At 75.0% G+C, this 15297-nt stretch carries 12 protein-coding genes; 6 read left to right on the top strand and 6 right to left on the bottom strand.

All coding sequences use genetic code 11. The annotated features are described in order from the left end of the window. Nucleotides 1-47: 47 nt before the first annotated feature. A complete protein-coding gene (locus tag WME96_RS31320) occupies nucleotides 48-1286 on the bottom strand; it encodes a lysylphosphatidylglycerol synthase transmembrane domain-containing protein (protein ID WP_437285257.1) in 1239 nt (412 codons plus the stop codon). 321 nt (nucleotides 1287-1607) lie between these two features. Here WME96_RS31320 and WME96_RS31315 point away from each other — a divergent pair, with 321 nt between their 5' ends. After that, nucleotides 1608-2732 (top strand): 6-phosphofructokinase, encoded by a 1125-nt coding sequence (locus WME96_RS31315; RefSeq protein WP_437285256.1) that lies wholly within the window; start codon nucleotides 1608-1610, stop codon nucleotides 2730-2732. Nucleotides 2733-2939: 207 nt separating this feature from the next. Then, complete coding sequence (locus WME96_RS31310) at nucleotides 2940-6224, top strand: response regulator (protein ID WP_437285255.1); 3285 nt, start codon at nucleotides 2940-2942, stop codon at nucleotides 6222-6224. A gap of 33 nt (nucleotides 6225-6257) precedes the next feature. Here the strand turns inward: WME96_RS31310 and WME96_RS31305 are convergent, their stop codons facing one another. Both WME96_RS31305 and WME96_RS31300 read right to left on the bottom strand, forming a co-directional pair. Beyond that, nucleotides 6258-6722 carry a cytidine deaminase gene (locus tag WME96_RS31305; RefSeq protein ID WP_437285254.1) on the bottom strand — a complete coding sequence of 155 codons (465 nt, stop codon included), beginning with the start codon at nucleotides 6720-6722 and terminating at the stop codon, nucleotides 6258-6260. Next, nucleotides 6719-7570, bottom strand: a complete 852-nt coding sequence (locus tag WME96_RS31300; RefSeq protein ID WP_437285253.1) for a purine-nucleoside phosphorylase — start codon at nucleotides 7568-7570, stop codon at nucleotides 6719-6721. The genes WME96_RS31305 and WME96_RS31300 overlap by 4 nt, the downstream gene beginning before the upstream one ends. 101 nt (nucleotides 7571-7671) lie before the next feature. Between WME96_RS31300 and WME96_RS31295 the strand changes: the two genes are divergently transcribed. From WME96_RS31295 to WME96_RS31285, 3 genes are all read left to right on the top strand, one after another. Further along, complete coding sequence (locus WME96_RS31295) at nucleotides 7672-8058, top strand: hypothetical protein (protein WP_437285252.1); 387 nt, start codon at nucleotides 7672-7674, stop codon at nucleotides 8056-8058. 321 nt (nucleotides 8059-8379) lie between these two features. After that, complete coding sequence (locus WME96_RS31290) at nucleotides 8380-9354, top strand: RNA polymerase sigma factor (RefSeq protein WP_437285251.1); 975 nt, start codon at nucleotides 8380-8382, stop codon at nucleotides 9352-9354. After that, nucleotides 9351-10661, top strand: a complete 1311-nt coding sequence (locus WME96_RS31285) for a FecR domain-containing protein (RefSeq protein WP_437285250.1) — start codon at nucleotides 9351-9353, stop codon at nucleotides 10659-10661. The genes WME96_RS31290 and WME96_RS31285 overlap by 4 nt, the downstream gene beginning before the upstream one ends. A 76-nt stretch (nucleotides 10662-10737) precedes the next feature. Here WME96_RS31285 and WME96_RS31280 read toward each other — a convergent pair whose 3' ends face one another. Continuing rightward, nucleotides 10738-11043: a PilZ domain-containing protein gene (locus WME96_RS31280; RefSeq protein ID WP_437285249.1), complete on the bottom strand. Its 306-nt coding sequence runs from the start codon at nucleotides 11041-11043 to the stop codon at nucleotides 10738-10740. 74 nt (nucleotides 11044-11117) lie between these two features. On the opposite strand from WME96_RS31280, the gene WME96_RS31275 reads away from it, so the two are divergent. Then, nucleotides 11118-12239 (top strand): hypothetical protein, encoded by a 1122-nt coding sequence (locus WME96_RS31275; protein WP_437285248.1) that lies wholly within the window; start codon nucleotides 11118-11120, stop codon nucleotides 12237-12239. A 34-nt stretch (nucleotides 12240-12273) separates the two neighbouring features. On the opposite strand, the gene WME96_RS31270 is transcribed toward WME96_RS31275, so the two are convergent. Together WME96_RS31270 and WME96_RS31265 are read right to left on the bottom strand one after the other, a co-directional pair. Continuing rightward, complete coding sequence (locus tag WME96_RS31270) at nucleotides 12274-12837, bottom strand: hemerythrin domain-containing protein (protein ID WP_437285247.1); 564 nt, start codon at nucleotides 12835-12837, stop codon at nucleotides 12274-12276. A gap of 168 nt (nucleotides 12838-13005) precedes the next feature. Then, on the bottom strand, nucleotides 13006-15249 hold the full coding sequence (locus WME96_RS31265) for a hypothetical protein (RefSeq protein ID WP_437285246.1): 2244 nt from the start codon (nucleotides 15247-15249) through the stop codon (nucleotides 13006-13008). Nucleotides 15250-15297: the final 48 nt, after the last annotated feature.

The following is a 15297-nucleotide window of genomic DNA, read 5'->3' as shown; positions in this document are numbered from 1 at the left end:
CGCCCCCGTGCTGCGCCGCCGGTCCCCGCGCGGCCGGCGCTCCCGCGTCACCCCACGCCCCGCCGCCGGTCGGCGGCTTCCTCCGCGCCCCCGGCGGCGCGCGCCGCCTCGGCCACGCGCGCCGCCTCCTCGAGCGCGCGCTTCTCCGCCTCCGTCTGCTTCACGCGCTCCTCGAGCACGTCGGCGCCGAGGTAGCGGAAGACGTAGACGCCGCCGACGAACATGCAGAGGAACAGGGCGAGCACCCGCCAGAGCACGACGTACGGCACCACGAACGCGCCGTGCACCCAGGGCGCCATGAGCGCGTTCGAGCCGAGCTCGGCGACGCCGCTCGCGCCGGGCGTCGGGGTCATGTAGAGCGCGAAGTTGAGCAGCGTCTGGACCAGGATCACCTGGAAGATCGGCGGGCCCACCGAGACGAAGGTGGAGGGCGAGGTCGGGATGCCGAGCCCGAGCAGGATGAAGTAGGCGACCGCGAACCGCGAGTAGAAGAAGCCGAACGTGAGCAGCAGCGCGGCGGCATAGGCGCGCTTGCCCCGGCGCATGTAGATGCGGAAGCCGTGGTGGAACTCGTCCACGCTCCGCAGCAGGCGCGCGGTCGTGCTGCCGGGCGCGGCGAGCGCGGCGTCGGCGCGGGCCCGCAGCTGGGGCACGCGCCGGGCGCCCAGCAGGGCGGCGCGCAGGAGCTTTCCGAGCGGCACCGAGAGCGCGCGGACGATCGCCTTGAGGAGCGGCGGGTACGCCGCTGCGACGATCAGCGCGACCAGCCCGGCGCCGAACATGACGACCGTGAACAGGAGCAGCCACTCGATCTGCTGGCCCCCTTGCACGACCAGCATCCCGCCGTGCCGCAGCGCGAAGATGGCCACGGCGGAGAGCAGGAAGAACAGGACCGTGCACGAGGCGGCGAGCAGCGAGGCCGTGGCCATGTCGACCAGCCGCATGCCGCCGTGCACGAGCACCGCGGCCTGCGAGGGCGCCGCGCCGGCCTGCCCGGGGGTCACGCCGGCGCAGAACATCAGCACGAACTCCGAGGTGATCGCCGTGCGGACGCGGAGCCCGGGCCAGAGCACGCGCCCGAGCACCCAGATCCTGAGCCCGCCGAACACGCCCTCTTGCAGCGCCAGCGCGGCGCCGACGAGCAGCCAGCCCGGCCGCACGTGCGCGAGCCCGGCGGCGAGGCTCGCCTGCTTGTCGTGGATCTCGCTGTAGAGCACGTACGCGAACGACGCGAGCGTCAGCGTGACGATGAGCTGGATGCCTCGGATCAGGGTGGCGCGGTTCATACAGGGGCGCGCGGACGGGGTGACCGCAGCGCATGCCCCTATACCCCGCGGCGGCGCGCGCGACCGTCACGCCGGCAACCCTCCGGAGCGAGACACCCCCGGGGCGGCCACGGCCGCAGGACGCGCGCGCATCGTGCGGCCGAGTGCGAAGGTCGCTTCGCGGCGGCGCGCTCTCGCGTTGCGCTGCTCCGGTCCAGCGCGCAGCGCGGGTCGCTGTTCGTCGACGCACAGCGTGGGGCCGCGCGCTTCCGCGCCTTTCGAGGCCACGGCGAGGAGATGTCTATTGCGTCGCCGAGGAGGGCTCGCAATGCTGCGCGCCTCATGGCGACACGCAAGATCGCTATCAGCACCGGCGGAGGCGACGCGCCCGGGCTCAACGCTGTCATCCGCGCGGCCACGCTCGGCGCGCTCGAGCGTGGCTGGGAGGTCTGGGGTATCCGGCAGGGGTACCGCGGGCTGCTCGAGGACGCTCCGGACGGGCTCATCCGGCTCGATCGCGAGCGCGTCCGGGGGATCGCGCACCTCGGCGGCACCATCCTGGGCACCGCGAACCGCGGCGATCCGTTCCACTACCCGACGCCGGGCGAGCACGGCCTCGTGCCGCGGGATCGGTCCGGCGACCTCGTGCGGCGCTTCCGCGAGCGCGGGTTCGACGCGCTCATCGCGGTGGGCGGCGACGGCTCGATGCGCATCGCGCACGAGCTCGTCCAGCGCGGGTTGCCGCTCGTGGTCGGCGTGCCGAAGACGATCGACAACGACGTCTGCTGCACGGACATCACGTTCGGCTTCGACACGGCCGTCTCCATCGCGACCGAGGCGCTCGATCGGCTCCACACAACGACCGAGGCGCACGAGCGGATCATGGTGGTGGAGGTGATGGGGCGGCACGCGGGCTGGATCGCGCTGAACGCCGGGATCGCCGGCGGAGCCGACGCGATCCTGATCCCGGAGATCCCGTTCCGGTACGACGCGATCGCCGACAAGATCCGCCTCCGGGAGTCGCGCGGCCGGCGCTTCTCCATCGTGGTCGCGGCGGAGGGGGCGTACTCCGAGGGCGGAGAGCTGACCATCAAGGACGCGGGCGACGCCTTCCGCCGCACGGCCGTCCTCGGGGGCGTGGCCGAGCGCGTGGCGAAGGAGCTCGCGGCCCGCACCGGCAAGGAGGCGCGCTCCATGGTGCTCGGCCACCTGCAGCGGGGCGGCGGGCCGACGACGGCGGACCGCTTGCTCGCGCTCCGCTTCGGCGCGGCGGCGACGCGCTTCCTCGTCGAGGACTGCGGGAGCGGCATGGTCGCCCTGCGCGCGAACCGGATCGAGCTCGTCCCCCTCGCCGAGGTCGCCGGCAAGACGAAGACCGTGCCGCTCGACTCGGACTCGGTGGTCACGGCCCGTGAGATGGGCCTGTGCTTCGGCGACGAGCCGCCCGGCCACTTCACCGAGCGGTGATCTGGGAGCGCGCGAGTCCGCCGCCGCCTGCCCTCTTCCCGGCAAAAGTCACCTGAATCGTCCGGTATCGCACCTCGGACGTGGACCTCATCGCTCCTCGCGTCAGCGGCCGGACGGCCTGAGCGGCGCGTCCAGCCTCGTGTTTGACACTCGTCGACGGGGGCCGATATCTTGGGTTCCCCTCCGAACCCGCGCACACCCCGGAACATGACGAAAGTCCTCGTATTTGAGAGCGATCCGGCGTTCGCCGGGGAGCTCCGCACGGAACTTGGCCGCCTCGGTTGCACCGTCCAGGTGGTCGACGACGGCAACGTCGGCCTGCAGGTCGCTGCGGCCGAGCGCCCCGACCTCATCCTGTTGTCGATCGAGCTGCCGCGCATGAACGGCTTCTCGGTCTGCAACAAGCTCAAGAAGGACGCGCAGCTCAAGGACGTCCCGCTCGTCATCATGTCGAGCGAGTCGAGCGAGGAGACGTTCGAGCAGCACCGGAAGCTCAGGACCCGCGCGGAGGACTACATCCACAAGCCGATCGCGTTCGGCGAGCTCCTCGAGCACATCCGCAACTACGTCCCGCTCGACGGGGACGACGCCGAGGCCGATCCGATCATGATCGACGAGGCCGAGGTGCTCGAGGCCGACATCGACGAGGACTCGGGGGACCCCACCATCATCACGGCGACCGTGGTCGCGAACGGCGCGCGCGCGAGCGCCGCGCCGCCTCCACGGCCCCCGTCCGCCGCGCCGCCTCCGCGACCGCCGTCCATCGCGCCGCGGCCGGCGTCCGCCGCGCCGCCTCCGCCGTCCGCCGCGCCACCTCCGCCGCCCGCCGCCGCGCAGGATCCGCGCGCCCGGACGTCGAGCCCGCCGAGCCCGCCGAGGCCTCCGCAGGGCACCGCCGCGCGAGCGGAGCCCCGCAAGCAGGACGAGGACATCGAGGAGTTCATCGGCGGCGCCTTCACCCGGCTGATCCGCGACGAGGACGACCAGCGGGCCGACGACGAGCGGACCAAGTCCAGGTCCTCGGTCGTGCCGTCGACGCGGACGCCGGTGTCCACCTCGACGCCCCTGCCCGCCTCGGTGCCTCCGCCCGTGAGCTCGTCGCCGGTCGCTGCCTACCGCGCGCCGGTCTCCGAGCGCGGGGCCGCGTACCGCGCGCCGGTCTCCGAGCGCGGCGCGTACCGCGCGCCGGTCTCCGAGCGCGGGCCCGCGTCCCGCGCGCCCGTCTCCGAGCCCGGGCGGCTGACCCCTGCGCCGTCGGCGCCGCCATCGCCGCCGCGCTCCGACGTCGACGCGGGGGAGATCGAGCGCCTGCGCGCCGAGCTGGATCGGTCGAAGGACGAGAACGTCCGCCTCACCAAGGAGGTGGCCGCCGCGCGCGCGACCTCGCTCCGCCTGGAGAACGAGCTCTCCTCGACGAGCGATGGCAGCCAGGAGGCGGCCCGCCTGCGGCGCGAGGTCGACGAGCTCAGGGCGAAGCTCGCGACCGGCGGCGCCGCCAGGCCCGGCGGCGTGTCCAGCCGCGAGTTCCTCGATCTGCGCGAGGCGCTGAACAAGAAGGACAAGGAGATCCTCGGCCTCCGCGATCAGATGTCGCGCAAGGACAAGGAGCTCCTCGAGCTCCGGGACCAGGCGCTGTCCCTCGAGCGCGAGAAGGCCGATCAGATCGACAAGATCCTGGAGCTCGAGCGCGCGAGCGAGGACCTCGACGGGCAGGTCGCGTCGCTCCGCGCCGACAAGGAGCTCGCCGCGAAGCGCGCCGACGACTTCAAGGCGCGCACCGACAAGCTGCAGGCGCAGGTCGCCGCGCGCGACGCGGAGCTGTCGGCGGCGCGGCAGGCGCTGATGGCCGCGGAGTCGGCGCACACGGAGGCGCTCCGCGCCGCGGCGGAGGAGAGGTCCCAGGCGATCGCGGCCGCGGAGGCGTCGGCGCAGCGCGAGATCGAGGAGCGCACGCAGGCCGAGCGCGAGCGCCTCGAGGAGGCGGCCGCGGCGCACCGCGCGGAGATCGACCGGCTGAACGCCGAGCACGCCGCTCGGTCCGAGCAGCAGGCGACCGACCACCGGGCGGCCATCGACAGGCTCGCCGGCGAGCACGCCGCGGCGATCGAGCGCCTCAGGGCCGAGTCTGCCGCGACGGCGGACGGGCTGAGGGCCGAGCACGCCGCGGCGATGGACGCCCTGAAGGCCGAGTCTGCCGCGACGGCGGACGGGCTGAGGGCCGAGCACGCCGCCGCGGTGGACGCCCTGAAGGCCGAGCACGCCGCGGGGCTGGACCGGCTGAGGGCCGAGCACGCCGCGGCGGCCGAGGCGGCGCAGCGCGAGCAGGAGGCCGCCCTCGAGGCGCTCCGGCGCGAGCACGCCGGCGAGGCGGAGCGGCGCGACAGGGAGCACGCCGCCGCGCTGGACTCGGCGCGGGCCGAGCACGCCGCCGCGGTCGAGCGGCTCCACGCGGAGCACGCGGCCGCGCTGCAGGGGGTGCGCGCCGAGCAGGTCGCCGCGATTGAGCGGCAGCAGGCCGAGCACGCCGCCGCGACCGAGGCGCTGCGGGGCGAGCACGCCGCCGCGATCGAGGCGCTGCGGGGCGAGCACGCGACCGCGGTCGAGGCGCTCCGGCGCGCGCACGCGGAGGAGATCGAGCGGCGCGACCGCGACCACGCGGGCGCGCTGGACGGCCTCCGGACCGAGCACGCGCGCGCCCTCGAAGCGCAGGCGGAGGAGCACGCGCGGGCCATCGAGCGCCAGGCCGCGGAGCACGCGGGGGCGGTCGAGCGCCAGGCGGAGGAGCACGCGGGGGCGCTCGCGGCCGCGCGGGAGGACTTCGCGTCGCGGCTCGCGGCCCGGGAGCGCGAGCTCATCGAGGAGCGGGAGCAGGCCGCGCGCGCCGCCGAGCAGGCCCACGCGGCGCGGGTGGCCGATCTCGAGGCGCGCGCCGCCGACCGGCAGACCCAGCTCGAGGCGGCGCACGCGCAGGCGCTCGCCGACGCCCGCGGGGCGCATCAGGCCGAGCTCGCCGAGCGGGAGACCGCCTGGGCGGCGCAGCGGCACGAGCTCGACGAGATCGCCCGCGGGCTCTCGACCGAGCTCGGGCAGGCGCGCAACCAGGTGGCGCACCTCGAGGCCCGCGCGCACGAGCTCGAGCAGCAGCTCGAGCAGCGCGCCAGCGAGCTCACCGCCCGCGGCGAGGAGCGCGACCGCCTGCTGGGCGAGCTCGCCGAGCGGGCGCGCGCGCTCGAGGCGATGCAGGGCCGGCTCACCGAGGCCGAGCAGCGCGAGAGCGAGCTCGGCGCGCAGCTCTCACACCGGACCGAGGAGCGCGACGCCATGAGGATCCACGGCGAGCAGCTCACCGAGCAGCTCGCCGTCGAGCGCGCCCGCCTCCAGAAGGCGCGCTCCAAGTGGGGCGACGACCGCGTCTCGCTCGAGCGCGCGCGGGAGGCGCTCGCCGCCGCGCTGTCCCAGATCGAGCAGGCCGAGGCGCTGTCGATCGAGTGAGCCCGACCGCGCCGCCTGGAGGGCGTGGGGCGGTCAGCGCGAGAGCGCTGCCGCCCCGAACGCCTCCGGGAGGAGCGCCGCCAGCGAGGTGGTCCGCGGCGGCACGCCCGCGTCCCCGGGGGCGATGAGGCGGATCGGGAGATCCACGGCGAACTCGGCCAGCGTCTGCCGGCACATGCCGCACGGGCTGCCGAGCACGGGCCCGCTCGTGGCGACGGTGAGCGCGATCGGATCGCGCTCGCCGGCCGCGACCATCTGCACGAGGGCCGAGCGCTCCGCGCAGATCGTGAGCCCGTACGAGGCGTTCTCGACGTTGCAGCCGGCGAACACGCGGCCGGAGCGCACGAGGATCGCCGCGCCCACCTGGTAGCTCGAGTACGGCGCGTGCGCCCGCTCGCGGACGGCGAGGGCCGCCCGGCCGAGCGCATCCCAGTCGATCGCCGGCGCCGCGTCGGCCACGGCGGGCGCGTCGCCGGCGTCGTGCGGGCCGCGGCTCACGACGCCGCGCTCCCCGCCGCGACGTCGGCGCCCACGCGGCGCACCCACGCCGAGAGCAGCGCCGTGAACCGCGCGCGCGCCTCCCTGGCGGTCTCCTCGACCTCCCTGTGGTCGAGCTCCCGCTGCGTCAGCCCCGCCGCGAGGTTCGTGACGCACGAGACGGCCGCGGCCGGCACGCCCATGTGCCTGAGCGCGATGATCTCCGGGACCGTGCTCATCCCGACCGCGTCGGCCCCGAGCGTGCGCAGCATCCGGATCTCCGCGGGCGTCTCGTACGTCGGCCCGAGCAGCCCGGCGTAGATCCCCTCGCGCAGGGTGACGCCCGTGTCGCGCGCCGCCGCCCGCGCGAGCTCGAGCAGCCTGGGATCGTGCGCGTAGGTCATGTCGGGGAAGCGCTTGCCGAGCGCCTCGTCGTTCGGCCCGACGAGCGGGTTCGTCCCCATCAGGTTCAGGTGGTCGAGGATCAGCATGAGGTCGCCGGCAACGAAGCCGTGGTTGATGCCGCCGGCCGCGTTGGTCAGGAGCACGGCGCGGCAGCCGAGGCGCGCGAGCACGCGCACGCCGAACACGACCTTCGCGAGCGGGTGCCCCTCGTAGAGGTGCGCGCGCCCCTGCAGGCAGGCGACGGGCACGTCGCCGACGCGGCCGGCGCACAGGAAGCCGGCGTGCCCCGCGACCGCGGGCCGCGGCATGCCGGGGATCGCCGCGTAGGGCACCTTGACGAGATCGGAGAGCTCGTCGCCCCAGCCCCCGAGCCCTGATCCCAGCACCACGCCGACGCTTGGAAGCGCCGGAATTTGTTGACGAATGACGCGAGCGGCCTCGTCGAGCTCGGGGAGGATGGTCACCGCGACAAGCTACCCCAGGGCGACGCGGGGGGTAAACGTCGCAGATGCACAGCAGGGGCGCCCGTGATAGGGTCGCCGCCCTTTCGGGGCAAGTGACGACGATGGGCACCAAGATCGAAGATTTCTTGAAGGAAAAGAAGATCGACCCCCGCCGCATCCTGGCGGTGTCGGTCAAGATTGAGCGGCTGCAGCCCGAGGATCGGGCGATCCGCTTGACCAAGCGGCTGGCGCGCGGCAGCGAGGACGCCGCGAAGAAGAAGGAAGCCGCCGGCACCAAGAAGCCGCGCAGCGGCCGTCCGGTGACGGACCGCACGCTCAGCGCCGCGCTGCAGGGCAAGGCGATCAGCGGCCCCGCGAAGACGCGGCTGCTGCGCGCGGTCAACCAGATCCTCGAGCAGAAGAAGCAGGAGAAGGTCGCGCTGTCGGCGCTCTTCGACCTGCCGAAGAAGGGCGGCGCTGCGGCCGAGGGCGCCGAGGCCGCGGGCTGAGCCGACCGTACGGTCCGGACAGCACTCGAGCTCCCTGATCCCCGGCTCGAGCGCGCGCTGGCCTGAGGCCGGAGCGGGCTCGAGCCGGGTATTTTTTTACCTGTCGGAGCCGAGGCCGGTCGCTACACGCGATCTCGGCGGCGGGAGCCCAGCTCGAGCAGATCGGCGGCGACGAGGGCCACGGTCAGCGACACAGCGATGATGATCATGCGCTGAAGGTCGCGCCGATGTGCCTCAAGGAACAACTTTTGTGCGTTCCCGGGCGCGACAGCCGCCCTGGGCTAGCTCCGGGGCGGCGAGCGCTCGCGCGGCGCCGCATGAATGATCCGGCTGCCCGGCGCACCAGACGCCTTCGTGCATACCGTGGCGATCGAGGCAGGGGCGTTGTGGGCGCACCTCTCGCGGTCGTTCTTTCCGTTCGCCGGGGGAGCGCCGGACGGCCGCAGCGACGATCTGCCCGGGCAAGCTGCCGAGGCCGTCCGGGTGGCCCTCGACGCCGTGTTCGCGGGCGACGACCTCCTGCGCCGTCCGGCGGTGGCCGCCCTGCCATCGAGCTCCATGAGCGCCGAGCGGGCGGATAGGCTTCCGCCCGTGACCGAGCCCGACGACGTGGGCGAATGGATCCGCCGGTTCCAGAGCGGCGATCCGGCGGCCTTCTCCGAGATCTTCCGCCGTTATCGCCGCGACGTCGCGCGGCTCGTCTTCAGGATGCTCGGCCCGAACGCCGACGCCGAGGACGTGATCCAGGAGGTGTTCATCCAGGTGCACCGGAGCCTGGGCGACTTCCGGGGGCAATCGAAGTTCACGACGTGGCTCCACCGGGTGACGGTCAACGCCGTGCTGATGGCGCGGCGCGCGGCGCGCAGCCGGCCGGTGTTCGCCGGCGAGCCGAGCGCGGATCACGAGGTCGACCACGGCATGCTCCCGGACGAGGACGCCGCGCGCGCCCGCAGGATCGACGCCTTCCGAAGGGTGCTGGAGCGCCTCCCCGAGAAGAAGCGGGTCGTCTACGTCCTGCACGAGCTCGAGGGGATCGCGCCCACCGAGATCGCGGAGATCGTCGGCGCGCCGGTCCTGACGGTCCGGACGCGCCTGTTCTATGCGCGCCGCGAGATCGAAGAGATGATGCGCGGTGAGCCGGCGCTCGCCCAGCTCGCCGCCGAGCTGGCGGAGGGCGGCGCGGGGAAGGCGGACGGCGCCGGCGCGGAGGGGACGCGCGCGCGGGGTTCTGTGGGGGGCGGTGCTGCGGGGTTCCCCGCGGCGGATCGAGCGGCTGTCGATACGGAGGACATGTGAGCGGCGCAAAGCAGTACGAACGAGCACGCGAGCACATGGAGCAGCTGCTCCGCGCCGAGGAGCCTCCGGAGCCGCGCTGGGACGCGATCGAGCGCGAGCTGTTCGCGCGGATCGAGAAGCCCGCGCCCGTCCGCCGCGCCGCGCCGCGCGAGCGCCCGCCGTTCGGCCGCGCGCTCGGGTTCGCCGCGGCCGCGGCGGCCATCGCGTTCGCCATCCTCGCGGCCGGGCGCTCTGCCCCGCCTGTCGCGGTGACGTCGGCGCCGCCGCGCGCCCGCGATCTCGCGGAGATCCCGCGGGCCCCCGGCGCGGCCGACGATCTGGACTTCCGCGCCCTCCGGCCCGGCGACTCCGTCGAGACCGCGGCCTACGCGGTCTCCTTCGCCGATGTCGGCTCGGTGCGCTGGACGCTCCTGCCGAACAGCCGCGCCGTGGTGCGCGCCGTCGGGGCGGCGGGGGTCGGCCACGTGGTCGCGCTCGAGCGGGGCTCGGTGCGCGCCGACGTCGTGACGCGCGCGCCCGAGGAGGGGCTCGTCGAGGCGTTCGCCGTCGAGGTGGACGGCACCCGCGTCGCGGTGCACGGCACGCTGTTCACGGTGACCCGCCTGGACGGGCGCGTGGAGGTCGACGTGGAGCACGGCACCGTCGCCGTCGGTCCGGCGGCGTACCGCGGCGCGACCACCGCGCACCTCCTCGTCGGCCCGTCGCGCGGCACCTTCTCGCTCGACGGCGGCCGCGAAGCCCGCCTGCTCCAGCGGCCCGCGGAGCAGGACAGCGCCCCCGCCGTCGCGTCCCGTGCGCCCGCGCCTCCGCCGGCTCCGTCCCGACCCGCGATCGCCGACGCGCGTCCTTCGAGCGGCCCTGCGGCGGTCGCGGCGGCCGCCGCGCACGAAGAGGAGCCCGCCGCGCCCGCCGGCTCCTCGGTCGCCGAGCCGGTCGCCGCGCCGATCCCGTCGCCGCCCGCCGAGCCGGCGCCCATCGCCGCGGCGCCGTCCGCCTCGGAGCCGGCCGCCGTGGAGCCGGTCCCAGAGGCGCAGCCGGCGTCCGCTCCGCCCGCGCTCACGCCCGCCTCCGTGCAGTCGACCCTGTCCAGCTGTTTCGCGCGCGAGACGGCGGGGAGCTCGTCCTTGATCCGCAGGTCGATCGTGTCGACGCTGCGCATCTCCGTGCGCCCCGACGGCAGCGTCGCCGGCGTGCGCTTCGACCCTCCGCTCCGGCCTGCGCTGCAGGCTTGCGCGGAGGGCCTCTACAGAGGGCGCTTCGAGGGCGGCCCGCGGCAGATCGAGATCCCGCTGACCATCGAGGACTGAGCGCGGCGCGCTGCCCGGAATCGCTGCCGGGAGAAGAGCGCGGCCGCGCAGCGCGGCGCTCGTCGACGCGCCGCGCTCAGAGCGAGCCGAGGAGCTGCGTGAGCGCGTAGGTCTCCCGCGCGCCCATGACCCCGAACTGCACCCCCATGCCTTCGGGGGTGGTCCACCGCACGATCGAGGGGATCACGGCGGGCTGCTTCAGGCCCGACAGGGACAGCAGCACCTCGATGCTCGCCCCGAAGGGAGCCGGCGAGGTGGTCTCGATGAACATCCCTCCGAGGCTGATGTCGCGGCATCTCCCGTCGATGCGCGGACCATCTCCCATCCGGAACGCGATCGAGAGCTCGACGGGCTTGCGCGGGTGCTTTCGGTGATCTTGCACATTCCTCCTTGGCCGGCTGCGCGGCGCTTCACGTGGCGCGCGTGGGGTATTCTGAAGCGCAGAGGAGACGATCAATGTCGCGAGCCGAGAGCGTCGCTGTCAAGCGCCGGGAGCCGCGCGCGGCTCCATCGATCCGCGCGCGCGATCGCGCACCCGCGCGCACCGACGCGGGCTCGCGCCGCGGCTGGAAGCGGCACCTCGAGGGCTGGGAGCCGGGGCTCGTGGCCGTCTTCATCGCGGGCGCCGCGGCGACCCTCGCGGTGCCGCGCGCGGTCGAGCCCGCCGAGCTGCCGCTCCCGCTCGCCGACGCGCGCGCGCTCACGCGCGCGCGCGATGCGGACGTGACCCGCGCCCGCGAGGCCGAGCAGCTCGGGCTCGACGCGGAGGTGCGCGAGCTCGGCTCCGCGATCCGCGCGTTCGGGGTGGTGGACGCCGACGCGGATCACACCGAGGCCGAGCTCCTCGCCGCGCGCAAGCGCGTGCTCGACGCGGTGGGCCCCGCGCTCGCTCAAGGAGACGAGGCGGTGCTCCGGCTGCGCGCCTACCAGATGAGCTCGTTCGTCCGCGAGGTGCGCCGCTTCGAGGCGACCGGCGAGGAGTCCGACGAGCTCCGCGAGCTCGGCGGCAACTTCCTCGGGCTGCTCCGCCGCAGCGGGTGGCTCAGGCGCGGGGAGGCGAAGCCGCGCGGCGAGGCGCGCCGCGTCGCGATGGATGGCAACGTGCTCGGGGTGCTCTTCAAGAAGCGCTGGGGCGCGATCGTGGGCGTGCAGCGAGGTCCCTTCGGCATCTCGCTCGACGAGGAGCGCGCCCTGTTCAGGTTCCTGCTCTCGCACCCCGTCGGCGCTGCGAGGGGCGCGCAGGACCTCGCGGCTCCTCCCGCCGAGCAGACGGCGGCGCACCTCGAGCAGGCGAGCGAGCCAGCGCCGCGCTCGCCCGCGCCGGCGCTCCGCGCGGCCGAGGCGCAGCGCGCGGAGGAGCAGTACCGCCTGAAGAAGATCGACGAGCTCGCCGCGCTCGATCCGTCCTATCCGCGGCACCTCGCCCGCGGCATCTCGCTCTATCGGCTGGGGAGATTCGCGCAATCGGCGGAGGCGTTCCGCAGCCACCTGGAACAGCACCCTGACGGGGCGCACACGCTGCGCGCCCAGAACTACCTGCGCGCGGCGGTCGAGCGCGCGCGCGAAGAGCAGCTCTAGCGCCGGCCGCGCCGTCGAGGCGCGGCGCCGGCCGCTACGGGCCCCTGCGCATCCCGCCGGGGCGGTAGGGGCGCCCGCTGATCCCCTTGGCGGGGTTGCCCTGCGCGCCGCGCCCCCGGCGCGTCTCCATCTCGTGCATGATCCCCTGCATCGCCGAGGGCTGCAGGAAGCGGCGCGCCGCCGGGAAGACCTCCTGCTCCTCGCAGGCCACGTGACGCTGGTGCGCCGCGCGTAGCTCGTCGATGAGCTGGGGGAGCACCTCGGCCGCCTCGGCGCCGCCGTCCCGCTCGATCGCGGCGCGCAGCGCGTTGATCGCGCGCTGATGCGCCTTGTGCTCCTGCCGGAGGCGCTCGAGCGTCGGCGCGATGGCCTCCAGCACCGCGAGCCGCGGGAAGAGCGATCGCTCCTCGTCCTCATGGTGCCGGTTCATCGACCGCTCGAAGTAGGCGACGACGCCGGAGAGCCCTTCGAGCGCGCCGGCGCGCCCCCGCGGATCGCCGAGCGCGCGCGCGGCGCGCGCGAGGTCGTTCAGGTTCTCTTCCAGGCTCCGGTGAGCGGCGGCGAGCTTCTCGAGCGGATCGTTCCGGTCATCGGGCATCAGGCGATCATCGAGCAAGAGCGCGCGGCCGTGGGAACTTTTCTTTCCCGGACAGGCACCCCGCGACGCTGCTCACCGGCGCTGATCATCCGACCTCTCGCCACCCGCCCAGCGCGGGGGACGACATCGCACCTGTCGTCCCCCGTCAGGGATCGGCGACGCGCGGCGCTAGGGCAGGCTCGCGTTGCGCGGCACGTCGAGGCGCAGCTCGGGGGCCAGCATCTCGCGCGCGAGGTGCACCTCGAGCAGGTCGATGACGGGGCTCTTCGACACCGCCCGGAGCCGCTCGTCCGCGCTGGCGTCGCCAGCCGCCTTCCTGGCCATGGCGGTATAAAATTGCGCCTCAACGCGCTGCGCCGCGCTCTGGGCCAGCTTGCCGAGATCTGCGTCGCTGATCCGGCCGTTCGCCCACGAGGCGAGCTTCCCCGTCCACGAAGCGCGCCCCACCGAGCCCTCGAGCGCGCGGCCCGCGGTGCCGTCGGTCGCGACGCCGAGGGTCCGCTCCAGCAGCAGGACCCACAGCCCGCCGTAGACGAGATCCTCCTCGCCGACGTTCTCGTCGAGGCCGCGCTTCAGCGCGCGCCGCGCCGCGGGGAGGTCGCGCCGGACGAGCGCGCGCCCGACGGCGTCGAGCATGGTGGCGCCGAGCTGCGGCGGCTCGGCGGCGACCAGCGCGAACGCCCGCTCGAAGGCCCGGACCGCGCCCTTCTCGTCGCCGTAGCCGTCGAGGATGCGCCCGAGCAGCCGCTCCACGCGCGCCTTCGCGCCGGGATCCCGCGCGCGCTGCCGGGCGTCGAGCGCGGCGGTGAGCGCCGCGTCGAGCGACTCCTTGGCCCGATCCTGCGTGCCCGCGTCGCGGTGGAGCTCGAAGGCGAGCAGGTGCGCCTGGATCACCTCGAGCGGCGAGGTGCGCGCGTCCGGCGCGCCGAGCGCTCGCCGCACGTCCTCCAGCGCGGCCTGGGGCTCGCCCGCCTGCCGCTCGGCCATCGCGAGCACCGTGAGGCCGTTGACGGTCGGCTCGGCCGCCGTCGCCGCGCGGAACAGCGGCAGCGCGGCGGCGAGGTTGCCGGCGCGCAGCTCGAGCGACGCCATGAGCGACCGGACGCGCGCGCTCGACGGATCGAGGGCGGCGCCGCCGCGCGCCGCCCGGTCGCCGAGCACGAGCAGCGGCGCCGCGGCGTTGTAGGTGCGCCGGGCGGCCTCGAAGTCGTCGCTCGACGCCTCCACGGAGAGCGCGCTCAGCACGAGCCCCAGCGCGGAGCCGAGCGCGCCGGGGCTCGGCCGATCGCCGAGCGCGCTGGCGACCACGAGCGGCGTCGCCTCGGACATGCCGAGGCGGATCATCACCTGCGAGAGGAGCGTGGCGCTGTCGTAGCTCAGCGGATCGCGGCGGTACGCCTCGAGGGCCGTGCCCCAGATCGCGCCGTCGAGCAGATCCTGCGAGATCCCGGTCTCGGCGTCGCGCTCCTGCGTGTCGTGGTGCGCGAAGGCCCCGGCGAGCGCCTGCCACGAGGCCGCGTCGTCGCCGGTCGCGGCGGCCTTGAGCCGCTCGTACAGGCCGGGCGGGATCACCCGGCGCGCGCTCGTGCGGTCGATCTGCTCGATCGCGCCCTTCGCGTCCCCGTAGCGGAGGAACAGCGCGGCCATGCTCGCGCCGCCGGACTCCAGCGCGCGGGCGGCCTCGACCGCCTCCTCGCGCTCCGGCCGCTGCCCCCCTTGCCGGTACTCGATGTTGAACTCGATCGCCCTGTCGATCCACGCCGCCGTGGCGGCGGCGGCGCGCTGAACCGACTCGGGGCGGCTGTCGAGGAGGGCGCGCGCGACCGACGCGCGCTGCTCCATGCCGAGCTGCTCGAGCGGCCCGCCGGTGCGCGTGTCCTTCATCCACCGCTCGAGCGCGGCGAGGTGCTCGTCGACCTCGGCGCGGGCCCGGCTGCCGCTCGGCAGCGCGGCGGCGCGGAGCTCCATCAGCGCGCGCACCCGGCCCTCGTCGCCCCGCGGGCTCAGCCGCTCGATCGCGGCGGAGAGGGCGCGCTCGCCCACGGCGTCGATCATCTCGGCGCGGCCCTCGCCGGGGCGGACGAGGTAGAGCGCGCCGAGGACGCTCTCGACGCCCCGCTCCTGCTGTCCAGCGTGGAAGCGCGCCGCGGCGTGCGCGAGCTGCCGGCGGACGACGCCGATGAGCAGTCCCGTGCGCTGCGGGCTCGGCTTGCCGTCGCGCACGATCGTGTAGAGGCTGCCGGAGAAATCGGCGTCGCGGACCTCGACCGCCGCGGCGCGGCCCTCGGCGCCTGGCGGCCCCTTCGCCCCCGGCGAGCCAGAGGCCGCGCAGGCGATGGGAGAGAGCGCGAGGGTGAGCGCGGCGAGACCCCGGGCGAGACGGCGCCGGGGGAGCAGGGTCGGCAGCGACATTGCGGGGCAGTGTACACGGGCGACGCGTGAGCGCACCCCCCGGCGCTC

Source organism: Sorangium sp. So ce406 (assembly GCF_051474675.1).
In the GTDB taxonomy this organism is placed as follows: Bacteria; Myxococcota_A; Polyangia; order Polyangiales; family Polyangiaceae; genus Sorangium; species Sorangium cellulosum_G.
The sequence above is the reverse complement of the archived record's forward strand: the minus strand, read 5'-3'. Positions and strand labels throughout refer to the sequence as shown.

What these genes read in the sequence shown, in the direction of transcription:
- WME96_RS31320 (WP_437285257.1), bottom strand. Translation starts at nt 1,286, where the DNA reads ATGAACCGCGCCACCCTGATCCGAGGCATCCAGCTCATCGTCACGCTG.
- WME96_RS31315 (WP_437285256.1), top strand. Translation starts at nt 1,608, where the DNA reads ATGGCGACACGCAAGATCGCTATCAGCACCGGCGGAGGCGACGCGCCC.
- WME96_RS31310 (WP_437285255.1), top strand. Translation starts at nt 2,940, where the DNA reads ATGACGAAAGTCCTCGTATTTGAGAGCGATCCGGCGTTCGCCGGGGAG.
- WME96_RS31295 (WP_437285252.1), top strand. Translation starts at nt 7,672, where the DNA reads ATGGGCACCAAGATCGAAGATTTCTTGAAGGAAAAGAAGATCGACCCC.
- WME96_RS31290 (WP_437285251.1), top strand. Translation starts at nt 8,380, where the DNA reads ATGATCCGGCTGCCCGGCGCACCAGACGCCTTCGTGCATACCGTGGCG.
- WME96_RS31275 (WP_437285248.1), top strand. Translation starts at nt 11,118, where the DNA reads ATGTCGCGAGCCGAGAGCGTCGCTGTCAAGCGCCGGGAGCCGCGCGCG.
- WME96_RS31270 (WP_437285247.1), bottom strand. Translation starts at nt 12,837, where the DNA reads ATGCCCGATGACCGGAACGATCCGCTCGAGAAGCTCGCCGCCGCTCAC.
- WME96_RS31265 (WP_437285246.1), bottom strand. Translation starts at nt 15,249, where the DNA reads ATGTCGCTGCCGACCCTGCTCCCCCGGCGCCGTCTCGCCCGGGGTCTC.